This is a genomic window from Paenibacillus sp. 01T431, assembly GCF_056398625.1.
Window position 1 is genome coordinate 374,158 of sequence record NZ_JBFTPT010000005.1, and the last position, 13,961, is coordinate 388,118.

Sequence of the window (13,961 nt, forward strand, 5' to 3'; positions counted from 1 at the left end):
CTGTGCAACTAAAGCACGGCGAAAGCCGTTTACAATGAATGAGGGAGGAATACGATATGCAAGCATGGCTAAGCGATCATAAGCTAGTCTCTTATTTAATCATTCTGGGTTTTACGATATACATATTCAATAAAGTATTTCGTGCACAGCAGAAGCTTCCGTTATTTAAAGAAATTTTAGTGTATGCATTGATTGCCTTCGGCTCTTTCGTTCTAATGATTTTGCAGGTGGACAAGCTGCCAATCATTCAATGTATGGGAGTAGCCGTTCTTATGATGCTTATGCTCCGTGGTCGTCAATTGTACGACAAATGGAAGGGCAACAAACCAAATGACAGTCAATCTCCAAATGCGGAATCCGGCAAATGAAGTTCGAGGACGCACTATTCAACTGGCTTCAAATCAAGCTGGTTGCTGATGCTCGTCCCGATGACAATGCAGCATTTGAGACACTAACGTTTTTTGAGCAAATATTGACAGAGGATCATGGGTTGACGGAATTTGTAATTACGAAGACCGATGATACGATGGTTCATGTGAAATACGAGAAGGATGGCCGTACCAAACTTCAGCTTTATCCTCGTGAGCTGGGTGAACAGCTCTTGACGGATATTGAATCCAATCCCAAATACAACTGAACTTGAAGGTGGATCATATGAGTAAAGGATCAACAGCATTACCACCAAGAACGGGCTCTCGTCCACCGGCAAAACCAAAAAAGCAGAAGCCGCGAAAAAAACGTTCGGCAATGAAAATCTTTTTTACATTGCTATTTTCAATACTTCTGATCGTAGCAGCGGGTTTAACTTATTTGGTCTTGCAAGCGGATAAAGCCATTGATGAAATTTCATCGCCAGTTGATGAAGAGGTCGTTATACCGCCTGGAGAAGCTGTAAATGAGAAGGCAGTTGCCATGCTTCTGATGGGAATCGATGCTCGTGCTCATGGAGGAGGTTTGAATACAGACGTTATGATGGTCGCTGTATTTAATCCGAATTCGAAGAGCGCTACTATCGTTACCATTCCTCGGGATACTAACATTGATATCGAAGGATACCGAGCTCGCAAAGCCAATAGCTTTTATGCTGATTTCTATATGAATGCGCTCAATAAGAAGAAATTAAGCAAAGAAGCAGCTTATGCGGATGCGAAGCAAGAAGTGCGGAATGTTATGAGCAAGCTGTTCGACATCGACATTAAATACTCTGCAGTCATTAATTTCCAAGGATTCGCAGATGTTGTTGATGCGCTTGGCGGCGTGACAGTGGATGTAGATAAGCGTATGAAATACAAGGACTCTGCTGATGGCACAAATATCGATTTGGAAGCAGGCGTTCAAACGCTAAGCGGTGAGAAAGCTCTAGACTTTGTTCGTTACCGCAAATCAAATAATGGGAAAAACATGTCAAGCGACTTTGAGCGCAATGCTCGTCAAAGCCAAGTTATCGGAGCACTAACGGACAAGATGAAATCATTTGACGGCGTTACGAAGATTGGGTCCGTCATGCAAGCAGTCGGTAAAAACTTGACGCTGGATATGCCTTCCAAAGAAATTAAAAATATGATGACTACTTATTTGGGTTTAAGCCGCAATGATATTACATTCATCCCTCTTGAAGGAACTTGGAGAAGTCCTTATGTTTATATGGACGAAGAGAAGCTGAAGGAAGCTCGGGCTGCACTCCAAGCAAAAATGGCTGAATAACCGTAGACTATAGCTAATATTATAGCTATAATAAATCTACAGAGGCCATTTTTGAAATCTGTTCAGAAGGAGGTCATGCGAATGACCAATACCGTATCCTTAGTATCCGAGCTACCGATCGAAGTTTTGCATAAGCAATCTATCGTTCTAATGCACAGAATTGATGCGGTTTCTGACGGACTGGCCTTGAACTTTTCTGGTGGGCTTAGTGCGAACGACGACGTCGTAAGCTTGTCCACTACCCTTGCGTGCGAGGAACCGAATATGAATATTGCTGCGAACACCTTTGTTGTACAGGTTCTCGTAGCTGTGAAGAAAGCCTAGTGATAGCTCACTAGGCTTTTTGTGTCTTCAGGGATGCCTTTACAATTTCTTATTCATTTTTGGAGCTTGTTTCTCGAGTTCCTGAGGGATGACATCACGCGGCATTTGTGGAATTACTCTGCCGATAATATCGGCCATCTCCTCGGCAAAGCCGGATATCGGTTTGCCACGTCTAATATCGGCGCCGATTTCATTGATTCTCTGGGACATATCGATATCTGCAGTCACGAGTGCATCTATACCGTATGGATCTTTACGGAATGCTTCGGCTACGGCATATTTGATTGTACCGACTCTAGAACGCTCCATCTTGGCGTCTACATCGATGCCAACAATTGCAGTATTCCCGAACACGACACAGTGCGCGTTCGTAACTCCGTCAATTCCTTTGGCCAACTGCTCCAGATGTACCGCAACCTGTTCTGAGTTTTTAATTTCTTTTTTCCTTGGCTCGGTTTGCTGCGTATGGACACGGCCATCATTTCGTGGAGAGGGTGATGTTTCATTACGTGCGACGGTGCTGCAACCTGTCGCAACAATCGCAACAATGATCGCAGAAGTAAGCCATTTGTACATGTTTGACACCTCTTTTTCTCGATGAATAGCTGATAGTCACCTGTCCGCCATAGTTTACCCGCAGCAGCGATATGCTATGTATGGCCTCTAATGAATATCCAACACCGGGAGGGTTCTCATGAAAAAAATATTCGTGCTCGATACAAATGTGCTGCTTCATGATCCGCAAGCGATTTTTGCTTTCGATGATAATGAAGTCATAATTCCCGCGGTTGTGTTGGAAGAAATTGATTCAAAGAAGAGGTTGGCTGATGAATTAGGGCGAAATGCGCGTTCGATCTCGCGTCTGCTCGATAAGATGAGAGAAATAGGCCACTTGCATGAAGGGATTGAACTGCCTAGCGGCGGCTTGCTCAAGGTAGAATTAAATCACCGCAGCTTCATGCGAGTACAAGAAATGTTTGGGGAAATGTCCAACGATAATCGGATTTTGGCGGTTGCGCTGAATTACCATATAGAACAGGAAAATGAGCCGGAGAAACAAAGTATCGTATTAGTTAGCAAGGATGTACTCGTTCGTATCAAAGCTGATGTTCTAGGCTTGCAGGCTCAAGATTATTTATCTGATCGGGTTGTTGTTTCGTCGGAGTTTTATTCGGGCTATATGACGCTTTATGTTCATCCCGCAGTCATAGACGAGTTTTACACTTATCGCTTCCTTACAGTTAACAACATGCACCTAAATATTCGATTAAATCCGAATGAATTTGTGATTTTGCGCGATGAAATGGGAACCTCGAAGTCAGCGCTGCTTAAGGTTAGCCAAGACGGGGCGAGGCTTGAGCCTTTATTTTTAAGCAATGATCCGGTTTGGGGAATAACCGCTCGCAATGCTCAGCAGCGCATGGCGCTTGAGCTGCTTCTAAATGACGACGTGCCGCTCGTGACACTTACCGGCAAGGCTGGTACGGGTAAGACGCTTCTCGCGCTGGCAGCGGGTCTTCTGAAGACGGAGGATGAGCATAAATACAAGAAGCTGCTAATCGCAAGGCCTGTTGTACCTATGGGGAAAGATATCGGATATTTGCCAGGCGAGAAGGAAGAGAAGCTGCGGCCATGGATGCAGCCGATTTATGATAATTTGGAGTATTTGTTCGATACGAAGAAATCAGGCGACATTGATAAAATATTGATGGGAATGGGCAGCATTCAGGTCGAGGCTTTAACTTACATTCGTGGCCGATCTATTCCCGGGCAATTCATTATTATTGATGAAGCACAGAACCTTACGAAACATGAGGTGAAAACGATTGTTTCGAGGGTCGGTGAAGGAAGTAAAATCGTCCTAATGGGAGATCCCGAGCAAATAGATCACCCTTATCTGGATTCGATCAGCAATGGTTTAACCCATATTGTGGAGCGCTTTAAAGCAGAAGGCATCAGCGGCCATATGACGCTTGAGAAAGGCGAACGCTCCAAGCTAGCCCAATTGGCAGCGGATTTACTATAACGATTGTGCCCCTCTCTGGAGAGGGGCTTTTTTTATTTGCAAAAATATAAGGTTTTTTGGACAAAAAAACAAATTATTGTTATCCTATTTTTAGTAGATTTAAGGATGAAAGGAAGAAGGCTGTGACTCCCAGAAAATACGTGTTGGTTTTATTCGGCACATTACTGTTAGCAGCATTATTACTTATCCCATTCTCACGAAATGCAAACCCTGCAAGCACTGGAAAACCTGACGGGAAAACAAATGTTCAACCCGCTCCCGGTACTCTAGTTGTTGATCAGCTGTCTGACATTACTGTAAGCGTTTCCTTGCCGAACATGCAATATCAACAGCTGCAGGAATTAAACCGGAATTTTATGATGAAATACCCTCATATTCAAGTTGAGCTTTCAAATGAGCCGAATAAGGAAAGAGCATACGATCTGTGGACGCTTCAGAGCCAGCAGAGAGAAGCCGCAGATATTATGCTGTTAGATAATGGATGGGTTAGATCATTTGCTGTACGAGGGTTTCTAAAGCCTGCAGACAGCATGATGACAGGTGACACGCTGACCGATCAAATGACAGGATTGCTCGATTCGCTCAGATGGAACGGTTATTTATGGGGCGTACCAAAGGACTTAAACCCGTATATCATCGTTTGGAACTCTGCACTGCTTAAGGAGACAGGCCTTAAGGAGCCTCCTTCTGACTTTGCTTCCTTTCAGGCCGCCGCTTCAAAAATGATCGAGCTTCACCCGCAAGCGAGTATTGTAAACTGGAGTGCAGGCGATTTGCAGCAGCAGCTAACTTGGTTAGCCGCGTTTCAAACGAAACCAGCCAACTTGTTGAAATTGCTTCCGCTGAGTGAACAGCAGACTCAGCAGCTGGAATGGTTTCAACAAATGGAAGTGAATTTGAGCAGAATCGATGTGGATGCAATCAATCAATTAGCAGAGGAGTTTCAAAATAATAATCTGTTTGCAGCTGTAATTCCGTGGAATCAATACGAGCGTTTAAATGAGGATTTGCGAATGAAATTAACGATTGATCGTGAGCAAGTCTATTATCCATGGTTGAATGGACGAAGCTACGCGATTTCCTCAAACAGCGATGAAGAAGAGGAAGCGATGCTTTGGATTGGGGAAATGACCGAATTAATGAATCAACAGATGACCTATGACCGATTTGGCTTTTTACCTGCAAGATCATCATTATATTCGTTTAACAGCACCCTTCAAAGCGAGCAAATTCATATCCCGCCTGCTTGGTGGAAAAATGCGCTGAACACTAAGCTCGCAGATGAAAATCTCCCGATTTCAGATCCCATTTGGCCTGAGAAATGGCGTCAAAGGGAGAAGTTATGGGGAATGTTTTCCGATGGCAATTTTCAATTGGCTGAATATATGAAGTCGCTTGCCGCTTTAGAGTAAAATGAAAACAGCCGGCCTCATTTTGCAATGATGGCAGGCTGTTTTTTTGCTTAATAGATGAATGATGACAGCAGCTATAACTTTAGGCTAAGCTTGATGGTCAGTTCTCCGTCTTTCATTTCAACTGCGTTCGCTTTAAGAAATGAAACGATTAAATCAGGATAAAATCCGAGATCAAATTCCTTCTCGAGCGCACTGCGTGTCGTGTCAGGAAGGGAGAAGCCATTAAATATGAGTTCATCGACATGAAATAAGATGGCGTTTTTGGGATCATTTTCGATCGTGTAGTGACCGCTGATTTTTATTTCCATGTTGTCGCGTTTTCCTTGAGCAATGACCTTGTCATCAATGAATTCAAAAGAGAAATGATTGAAGATATCATTTTGCTCGCGAAGGAATGTATTTAAATCATCTTCGGGCACGCGAATGGTGTATTGAAAACCTTTTATTTCGAGCAGCTGCTTATTTTCTTGTACCCAGCTTGGCAGCTTCTGCATAGCCTTCGAGAGTGCTCGGAAATATTGTTTCACTTCAGCTATTCCTGCTGTTTCCCAGTAAGAAGTAAGCTCCTTCATCAGAATGCGTATGCGATCGGCATCTGATCTGCCAGCTAGCTGCTCGTCAAGCTGCTTCTCAAGCGCAACTACGCGCGCTCTCTGCGTTTTGAGCTGTTGTTCAATCGTATTGAGCTCATTCTGCCTAGCTTCAAGCTTCTCGTAACCCACTTTAACTTTCTTGTATTGCTCGACATATGTATTCAAGGTATGCTTGTCATGAGTAAGTATAATTTCGGCATAATCCAGCATTTGAAACAACTCCGATAATGAATCGAACGATAAAAGAGCGCTAAGCAAAAAATCTCGTTCTCCCATATAGTAAGCGCGCAGCACATTTCCTGCTTCTTCTTGCTTGTCCGCTATTTGCTGTTCTTGTATGAGCAGCTGCTTCTCCGTGTCCGTCATCGTCAGCATGAGCTGCTGCTTCTGTTCTTGTATGCGGATGATTTCTTTATCGATTTCCACGACTGACAAGCTTTTCTCAAGCAGTTCATGCATATCCGCCTCATCAGCCGGCAGAGGCTCAGCCCAAGCGGGAAGCCGAAACAGGAACAAAAAGATGAGTAGCATCGAAGTGGCTGCGATAGAAAATCGATTGCGCCTGGCTGGCAATGTCAACGGCATCGTCCCTCCTCAGCATTCATTTTATGCGGCAATCCATTCTATTATATCTTACAATTGGAAAAGGATGAACCTTATGATGATGGAAAACGAGCTCGCAGCCTCAATTGCGGAAAAAATAGCAGGTGCAAAAACGTATGGCAAGTTTGTAGATGAGGATGGAGGCTGGAGTTCAGTCAAATGCCTCTCTTTTTTTCAATATATGCAGGCATGTCTATATGATCCGCAATATGGTTATTACCGTTCAGGGCCAATTAGAGTGGGCAAGGAGGGGGATTTTTATACGAGCTCAGGCATTGGGCAGGTGCTTGCTGAAGTTCTAGCGAAATATGCGCTGGACTACGCGGGATTAGTGGATAAACCGCTAAAACTGATCGAGTGGGGAGCAGGAACGGGGCGATTGTCTGCTCAAATTGCGGCTGCAGGTTGTGAGCGAGACTTGGATTGGAAAAGAAAAATGCAGCCAATTCTAATTGAGGATCATCCTGCGCATGCTGAGGCAGCCCGGCATGCTTTTGCAGATATAAGCTTATCGGGTGCAGAACCGCTGCTTTCATCATCAGATGATGCTTGGGGGGAAACCTGGCTTAAGCAGCCAGCGATTGTGCTCGCAAACGAGCTGTTTGATGCTTTTCCCGTACACCGTGTGCAGCTAGTGAATGGAGAACTGATGGAGTTAGGCGTTGCTTATCATGATGAGCGTGGCTTCTTTGAGGTTCAAATGCCGCTTACCGATACTCGGATTACAAATTGGCTTAAACGGGATCATATTCAATTGCTTGAAGGGCAGCAAACGGAGGTGCATGCTGGAGCAGTCGATTTGCTTAATAAGCTTGGAGCCGTGATGACTAGGGGACGTGTCGTCATTATTGATTATGGGCATAAAGCTGAGGAATATACGGCGGAGCACCGGATGCTTGGTACACTTATGTGTTATTCGCGGCATCAGACGAACACCAATCCGTATAGTCGAATCGGGGAGCAGGATATCACTTCACATGTCCCCTTTACCTTTATACATCATTCCGCTGAAGAAAGCGGATTTTGCGTTGCAAGCTATATGACACAAAAACAATTTTTAATTGAGCACGGCGTAATGGATATGCTTCAAAATCACAACAGCACTGACCCTTTCAGCAAAGAGGCGCGAAGGAATAGAGCGATTAGGCAGCTGCTGCTAAGCGATCAGATGAGTGAGACGTTTAAGGTGATGGTTTTGGAAAAAGGATGAACGATGTACAAAAAAAGTGTCAGCCCTAAAGGGGCTGACACTTTTTTGTTTAAGGAAAAGAACTCATATGTACTCTTGTTTGTTCTTACCTTAAGCGCATAACGAACCATTATCATTTAGGATAATGGCTGTTCTTTCATGGCTTTGATTAAAGCTTGCCTTAGCGTATTTCGCTGACGCCTTTGTTAGAACGGCAAGTCCATCTTGAAGACCGACCAATACGTGAAACCCACGAATGAAATGATCATATATCCCCAGAACATTACAATGTAAGTTCTTTCGGAGAAATTCAAGTAGCCTAGAAATACGAAAGCAACGGCTTGTGCAAAAAACAATAGCGCAAATTCCGTCATATGGCCTGCGAAAGCCATAAGTCCGATTACCAGGGTCCAAAAGCCAAGTACCCGATACATACGTGCCATGATAACATCCCCCTTTCGCTGCGACCCGATTTTCTAATGATCATTATAACGTTTGGTGTAATAAGTGTAAACCAAAATACGTGAAGAAATCGCAAATTTTTTGTTTGCATCTAATTAACTCCTGTTGACTTAGATATAGTTTGCTCAAATATAAGAGCTAACATGTATGAGTAATTGAAAATTTGGTTATACAAATTAGTATCCAATAGATTCTATGAACTCTACCAAGGGCATAGAGATAAAGTAAGCGCCTTTACGTTAGGAGGTTTTTGTTGCATGACAGCAGTTAGACAAGATGCGTGGAGTCCGGACGATGATTTAATTCTCGCCGAGGTTACACTACGCCATATTCGCGAAGGTAGTACTCAGCTTGCAGCATTTGAAGAAGTGGGCGAACGAATTGGGCGTACATCCGCAGCATGCGGATTCCGCTGGAACAGTTGCGTTCGCAAAAGGTATGAGGATGCAATACAAATCGCTAAGCAGCAGCGCCAGAAGCGTAATTATTTAAAAAAACAAACGATTATCGCAACGCCGCATGTTTCATCGATTGCCGTTTTTGAAACGGAAGAACGTGGATTCAAGCAAGAGAGTGGTGCAATCGAGGAAAGTTTATCGGTAGATGCTGTTATTCGTTTTCTCCGTGGATGGAAGACGACCTATCAGGATTTAACCCGCCAACTCAAATGGTATGAGAAGGAACTGAAAGAAAAAGAGGAAGAGCTATACCGTTTGCGTGATCAGAATGAGAGATTGTCCAAAGAGGTTAACAATGTTCAAACGGATTACCGTGCTGTGAACGACGATTACAAGACACTTATTCAAATTATGGATCGTGCAAGAAGGCTTACCGTTTTAACGAATGACGATGAAGCTAAGCCGAGATTCAAGATGGATGCTAATGGAAATTTGGAACGGATTGAATAGGTTATAATGCGTAAATAAGAGGAGCTGGCCATTATATGGCCGGCTTCTTTTTCTTTTGCGCTTTTTTTATAGAAGAGTCTAGTCGGCTAAACTTGTATCAGTTGCAATATTTTCGGAAAATTTGATACGATGTTTGCTAATATATTGATGAGCAGCAGCTGGTCGGAAGGAGTATAAGGTGCAGATAGATGTAGTAGGTGGGGGCGCGTTAGGACTGCTCTATGGAGCGAAGCTAGCAGAAGCAGGGGCGGATGTTACGATTTGGACGCGCAGTGAGGAACAGGCTGATGTGCTTGCTAATCAAGGCATTAGGCTTAAGGAGCTAGATGGAGCAAATGAGAAATCGATTCGTATCAAAAGTTTATGGAGCGGGTCTGTTTCAGAACATAGAGAACGTTATGACGTCACAAAACAGAATGCCGACTATCGCTGGGTGCTGCTGAGCGTTAAACAATCGGATTTGGATGAAGCTTTTCTAAATATGCTTGCTTCGCTTCTTGCCAGCTATGATGGAGAGCGTGTGGCAGTCGTATGTATGCAAAATGGAATTGGACATTTAGAGCGAATTAAAAGCAAACTTCCTACCTATCCGCTATTTGCAGCGGTGACGACAGAGGGGGCGAAACGACTTGATGTTCGTTCTGTTGAGCATACGGGGAAGGGGCAGCTTTGGCTTGGTGAATGGGGAGAAAATGAGCGCAATCAAGATGATTCTCTCGATAACTCGCAAAAAATGTTGATTTCTTTGCTGGAAACGGCAGGATTTACCTCTTTTCTGTCGAAAGACTTGGAGAATCGAATTTTTAATAAGCTGCTTATTAACGCAGTCATTAATCCATTGACGGCAATATTGGATGTGGAAAATGGACAGCTGCCGCTCCATCCTGTCGGCGTGAAGCTTATGCAAGCGCTATATGAGGAAACCGAGTTGGTGTTAGTAAAAGCTGGAATGAGCTTGCCGGAGAATGGGTGGGAGCTCATTATAAAGGTTTGCAGGCAAACCAGCAGCAATATTTCTTCTATGCTTAGTGACGTAAGAACTGGCAGAGCAACAGAAATCGATGCCATTAATGGCGGAGTCGTACTGCTGGCTGAGAAGAATGGGCTGCAAGCGCCGTTAAACCAAGCAATAGTTACGATGATTAAAGCACTAAATCTTAAGTCGACTATGAAGGAGTGAAGGCCGATGGAAATGATTTGGGAAAGCATCAAACATGCATACGCTTATTTGGCTGTAATTCCAATCATACCCTTCACCATCATTTTGTTTGGATATGGAGCATATATTCAGGATCGAAAAAAAGCGTTCCGATTGGCAATGGATGTTACGACAGCCTTATTAATTGGCTGCGTTGCTGTATTGTTTGATGAGCTGTTTAACAGCAGATTCGGGATTTACGGCATATTGCTATTCATGCTGCTAGGCGGAGGTTTGCTTGGAAACGCCCAATTTCGCAAGCGCGGCGCAGTGGATGCCAAAAAGATATTTCGGACGATATGGCGGCTAAGTTTTTTTACGATGAGCGTGCTGTACATCGTTTTTATGTGCATCGGCATCGGCAAAATGTTTCTGACGGCTTAACTCAAATAATAAATTGCTAAACGCCTCTCCCGAGCAGAGGTGTTTTTGTTTTGACGGACGGCTTCACCATTGTGTACAATTAAAATGTTCAGTTTTAAAATATGAAGTCGTACAAACGACTATTAAGCGGGAGGTTACGGGCTGCGCTATGAGAACAGATACTTATGCATTGCCTATTGCACAGCCTTTGACAGAGGCTTATATACATCAAAACGATGACCGCATTGAAGCTTTATATGGCTATCATGCGGGAGTTGATCAAGATTGGGTTAAACGCTTTAATCGTTTGGAGCATAGCGGAGAGGTTAGAGCTGATGCAGCTCAAGTAGCTCGCGCGCTTCGTGCTTACAATGAAGCGATTAACGCTGATCCAGAAGTTTTTGCTTCCATTTCTGCGATGGCGGAGGGGGCTCCGGTCGTGGTTGGAGGTCAGCAAGCTGGTTTATGGACGGGTCCGCTGCTTGTCATACATAAAGCGGTATCCATTATAAGTGCTGCCAAAGCTGCAAGTGAGCAGCTGGGGCGGACGGTTGTTCCTGTATTTTGGGTAGCCGGTGAAGATCATGACTGGGATGAAGCGAACCATGCCTACGTTATTACAACGGAGCAGGAGCTTCGCAAGTTGTCAGTTGCGCGTCCTGAAGGTGCGCGTACAGCTGTAAGCCGTACGATGATTGCAGCAGAAACTTGGGAAGAGCTGCTTGTTGAGCTTGAACAATCGCTTCCGCATTCAGAGTTTAAACCTGTGATGCTAGAGGAACTGCGCCAAATGTCGAAGCAGGCCAAATCATTATCAGATTTTTTTGCAATGATTTTGAGTCATTTATTCGGGAAACACGGCTTAGTATTAATGGATGGCGATCATGAGGATATTCGTCGTATAGAAGCGCCTATGTTCAGGAAGCTGATTGAGAAGAACGATGAATTAGAGAATGCTTATGCTGCTGCTGCAGATAAGGTGAGAGAGCTCGGTTACAGTCTTCAGGCGGATGTAACGGCTGGCAGCTCGAATCTTTTTCTCTTTAATTCGGATAACGGCGAAGAAAGAACGCTTCTTCACAAGAAGGATGGAAAATTTCAAGACCGTAAAGAGCAATTGTCGCTAACGGAGGAACAGCTCCTTCGGATCGCTGACGAACAGCCGCAGCAGCTTAGCAATAACGTTCTGACGCGGCCGCTTATGCAGGATTATTTATTCCCTGTTCTTGCGACTGTGCTTGGTCCTGGGGAAATTGCCTATTGGGCTTTAACTGGAGAAGCATTCTGCACGCTGAATATGGAAATGCCCATTATCGTGCCGCGTATGTCTTATACTTTAATTGAAGGAACAGTTGCCAAGCACATGGATAAGTATGAGCTTTCCTTTGAGGATGTTATGGAACATTTCGAAGAGAGCAAAGGGAAATGGCTGAAGGCACAAGATGGCTTGTCCATTGAACAGCAGTTTGCCGAAGCAAGAGATACGTTTGAGCAGCTATATAAACCGCTTCTTGAGCTTGCAACTTCCGTTCAACCATCGCTCTCTAAGCTTGGGGATACGAATTTGCAAAAAATAGTAGAGCAAATCAACTACATGGGCTCAAAAACGGTAGATGCCTTCAACAAACAATTTGAAGCATCCACACGTCAGCTTGATCGTATCCATCTGTCGATTAACCCGCAGAACAAGCCGCAAGAGCGAGTGCTTAATATGGCAGCCTATTGGAATCGTTACAGCCTGATTTGGCTCGATAAGCTGCTTGAAGCGCCATTTAGCCGTACTGGTGGACATGAAATCGTTTATTTATGAAATATAAGGAGGCAAATGGAATGAGTACAGCAAATAAAAGCATCGTAGCCGATCTATCATTGGCACCTGAAGGCCGTTTGAAAATTGATTGGGTAGCTGCGCATATGCCGGTATTGAATACGATTCGCGAGCAATTTGAAAAGGAACAGCCTTTTAAAGGACTGAAAGTTACAATCGCTCTTCATTTGGAAGCGAAAACCGCTTATTTGGCTAAGGTTGTTAAGGCGGGCGGTGCTGAAGTTACTATAACAGGCAGCAACCCGCTATCAACACAAGATGATGTTTGTGCCGCTCTCGTTGAGGATGGCATTACTGTATTTGCCAAATATAATCCAAGTGCTGAGGAATTTAAGGCACTTAATATTAAAGCGCTGGAGTGGAAGCCTGATCTTATCATTGATGATGGCGGCGATCTTGCAACGATTCTAAATTCGGAGCATCCAGAGTTTGGCGAGAATCTGCGCGGCGGCGCGGAAGAAACGACGACTGGCATTATTCGATTGAAAGCGATGGAGAAAGACGGTTCACTGAAATTCCCTATGGTCGCTGTTAACGATGCATATTGCAAGCATCTTTTTGATAACCGCTATGGTACTGGGCAATCCGTATGGGACGGTATTAATCGCACAACGAATTTGATGGTAGCGGGCAAGACCGTCGTTGTTGTCGGTTATGGCTGGTGCGGAAAAGGTGTAGCCATGCGTGCGAAAGGTCTTGGCGCAAATGTTGTCGTAACTGAGATCGATGCGATTAAAGCGGTCGAAGCTTATATGGACGGTTTCGCGGTAATGCCGATGATCGAAGCGGCTAAGGTTGGTGAGTTTTTCGTAACGGTTACCGGGAATCGCGATGTTATTCGCGGAGAGCACTACAAGGTGATGAAGGACGGGGCGATCATTTCCAACGCAGGTCACTTTGACGTCGAAGCAAACAAACCAGAACTTGCAGCATTATCTTCAAGTGTACGGACCGTTCGCCGCAACATTGAAGAATATAAGCTGGAGGATGGACGCAGCATTTACTTGTTGGCAGAAGGCCGTCTTGTTAATTTGGCTGCTGGCGACGGTCATCCTGCAGAAATTATGGATATGACGTTTGCATTGCAAGCTGTTGCACTAAAATATGTAAATGAGCAGTACAAAGCAATTGGCAGCAAAGTAGTCAATGTTCCTTATGAGCTCGATGAGCAGGTAGCGAGACTGAAGCTGCAATCTCTAGGCTTTGGCATTGATCAGCTGACAGCGGAGCAATCGGCATATTTGGACAGCTGGAAAGAAACAGAATAAAGCATTGAAGAAGCCGCGAGCAATCGCGGCTTTTTTTTATGTGGAGATAAAAGAAGCAATTGATTCATTTACACCGATGA

Annotated in this window: 15 protein-coding genes; 12 read left to right on the forward strand and 3 right to left on the reverse strand. The window is 44.3% G+C overall.

Features of this window, described 5'->3' with window-relative positions; all coding sequences use genetic code 11:
• Window positions 1-56: 56 nt before the first annotated feature.
• From AC1DM9_RS11680 to AC1DM9_RS11695, 4 genes are all read left to right on the forward strand, one after another.
• Window positions 57-368, forward strand: coding sequence for a YlaH-like family protein (locus tag AC1DM9_RS11680; RefSeq protein WP_076268136.1), 312 nt, complete (start codon window positions 57-59; stop codon window positions 366-368).
• A complete protein-coding gene (locus tag AC1DM9_RS11685; protein WP_430060796.1) occupies window positions 365-637 on the forward strand; it encodes a hypothetical protein in 273 nt (90 codons plus the stop codon). Before AC1DM9_RS11680 ends, AC1DM9_RS11685 begins: the two co-directional genes overlap by 4 nt.
• Window positions 638-654: 17 nt before the next feature.
• The gene (locus tag AC1DM9_RS11690) at window positions 655-1,704 is read left to right on the forward strand and encodes an LCP family protein (RefSeq protein ID WP_475448788.1); all 1,050 of its coding nucleotides are present in this window, start codon (window positions 655-657) and stop codon (window positions 1,702-1,704) included.
• Between the two features lie 81 nt (window positions 1,705-1,785).
• Window positions 1,786-2,028, forward strand: a complete 243-nt coding sequence (locus AC1DM9_RS11695) for a hypothetical protein (RefSeq protein ID WP_477550785.1) — start codon at window positions 1,786-1,788, stop codon at window positions 2,026-2,028.
• Between the two features lie 39 nt (window positions 2,029-2,067).
• On the opposite strand, the gene AC1DM9_RS11700 is transcribed toward AC1DM9_RS11695, so the two are convergent.
• Window positions 2,068-2,604 carry a YhcN/YlaJ family sporulation lipoprotein gene (locus tag AC1DM9_RS11700; RefSeq protein WP_441882964.1) on the reverse strand — a complete coding sequence of 179 codons (537 nt, stop codon included), beginning with the start codon at window positions 2,602-2,604 and terminating at the stop codon, window positions 2,068-2,070.
• Window positions 2,605-2,722: 118 nt separating this feature from the next.
• Between AC1DM9_RS11700 and AC1DM9_RS11705 the strand changes: the two genes are divergently transcribed.
• Together AC1DM9_RS11705 and AC1DM9_RS11710 are read left to right on the forward strand one after the other, a co-directional pair.
• Window positions 2,723-4,054, forward strand: coding sequence for a PhoH family protein (locus AC1DM9_RS11705; RefSeq protein ID WP_076268141.1), 1,332 nt, complete (start codon window positions 2,723-2,725; stop codon window positions 4,052-4,054).
• A 122-nt stretch (window positions 4,055-4,176) separates the two neighbouring features.
• On the forward strand, window positions 4,177-5,466 hold the full coding sequence (locus AC1DM9_RS11710) for an ABC transporter substrate-binding protein (RefSeq protein WP_477580096.1): 1,290 nt from the start codon (window positions 4,177-4,179) through the stop codon (window positions 5,464-5,466).
• 74 nt (window positions 5,467-5,540) lie between these two features.
• Here AC1DM9_RS11710 and AC1DM9_RS11715 read toward each other — a convergent pair whose 3' ends face one another.
• A complete protein-coding gene (locus tag AC1DM9_RS11715; protein ID WP_477580098.1) occupies window positions 5,541-6,647 on the reverse strand; it encodes a coiled-coil domain-containing protein in 1,107 nt (368 codons plus the stop codon).
• Window positions 6,648-6,720: 73 nt separating this feature from the next.
• Between AC1DM9_RS11715 and AC1DM9_RS11720 the strand changes: the two genes are divergently transcribed.
• A complete protein-coding gene (locus AC1DM9_RS11720; protein WP_477580100.1) occupies window positions 6,721-7,875 on the forward strand; it encodes a class I SAM-dependent methyltransferase in 1,155 nt (384 codons plus the stop codon).
• A gap of 185 nt (window positions 7,876-8,060) precedes the next feature.
• Here the strand turns inward: AC1DM9_RS11720 and AC1DM9_RS11725 are convergent, their stop codons facing one another.
• The gene (locus AC1DM9_RS11725) at window positions 8,061-8,297 is read right to left on the reverse strand and encodes a DUF2626 domain-containing protein (RefSeq protein ID WP_053375484.1); all 237 of its coding nucleotides are present in this window, start codon (window positions 8,295-8,297) and stop codon (window positions 8,061-8,063) included.
• A 276-nt stretch (window positions 8,298-8,573) separates the two neighbouring features.
• Between AC1DM9_RS11725 and AC1DM9_RS11730 the strand changes: the two genes are divergently transcribed.
• The 5 genes from AC1DM9_RS11730 (at window position 8,574) to AC1DM9_RS11750 (ending at window position 13,881) form a co-directional block, all read left to right on the forward strand.
• On the forward strand, window positions 8,574-9,224 hold the full coding sequence (locus tag AC1DM9_RS11730) for an RsfA family transcriptional regulator (RefSeq protein ID WP_477510071.1): 651 nt from the start codon (window positions 8,574-8,576) through the stop codon (window positions 9,222-9,224).
• 178 nt (window positions 9,225-9,402) lie between these two features.
• Window positions 9,403-10,404, forward strand: coding sequence for a ketopantoate reductase family protein (locus AC1DM9_RS11735; protein WP_477580102.1), 1,002 nt, complete (start codon window positions 9,403-9,405; stop codon window positions 10,402-10,404).
• A 6-nt stretch (window positions 10,405-10,410) separates the two neighbouring features.
• Window positions 10,411-10,806 (forward strand): DUF3397 domain-containing protein, encoded by a 396-nt coding sequence (locus AC1DM9_RS11740; RefSeq protein ID WP_339208710.1) that lies wholly within the window; start codon window positions 10,411-10,413, stop codon window positions 10,804-10,806.
• 148 nt (window positions 10,807-10,954) lie between these two features.
• Entirely contained in the window at window positions 10,955-12,595 is a 1,641-nt protein-coding gene (gene bshC, locus AC1DM9_RS11745; RefSeq protein ID WP_477580104.1) for a bacillithiol biosynthesis cysteine-adding enzyme BshC, read from the forward strand.
• A gap of 20 nt (window positions 12,596-12,615) precedes the next feature.
• Window positions 12,616-13,881 carry an adenosylhomocysteinase gene (locus AC1DM9_RS11750; RefSeq protein ID WP_477580106.1) on the forward strand — a complete coding sequence of 422 codons (1,266 nt, stop codon included), beginning with the start codon at window positions 12,616-12,618 and terminating at the stop codon, window positions 13,879-13,881.
• The last annotated feature ends 80 nt before the right edge of the window (window positions 13,882-13,961 follow it).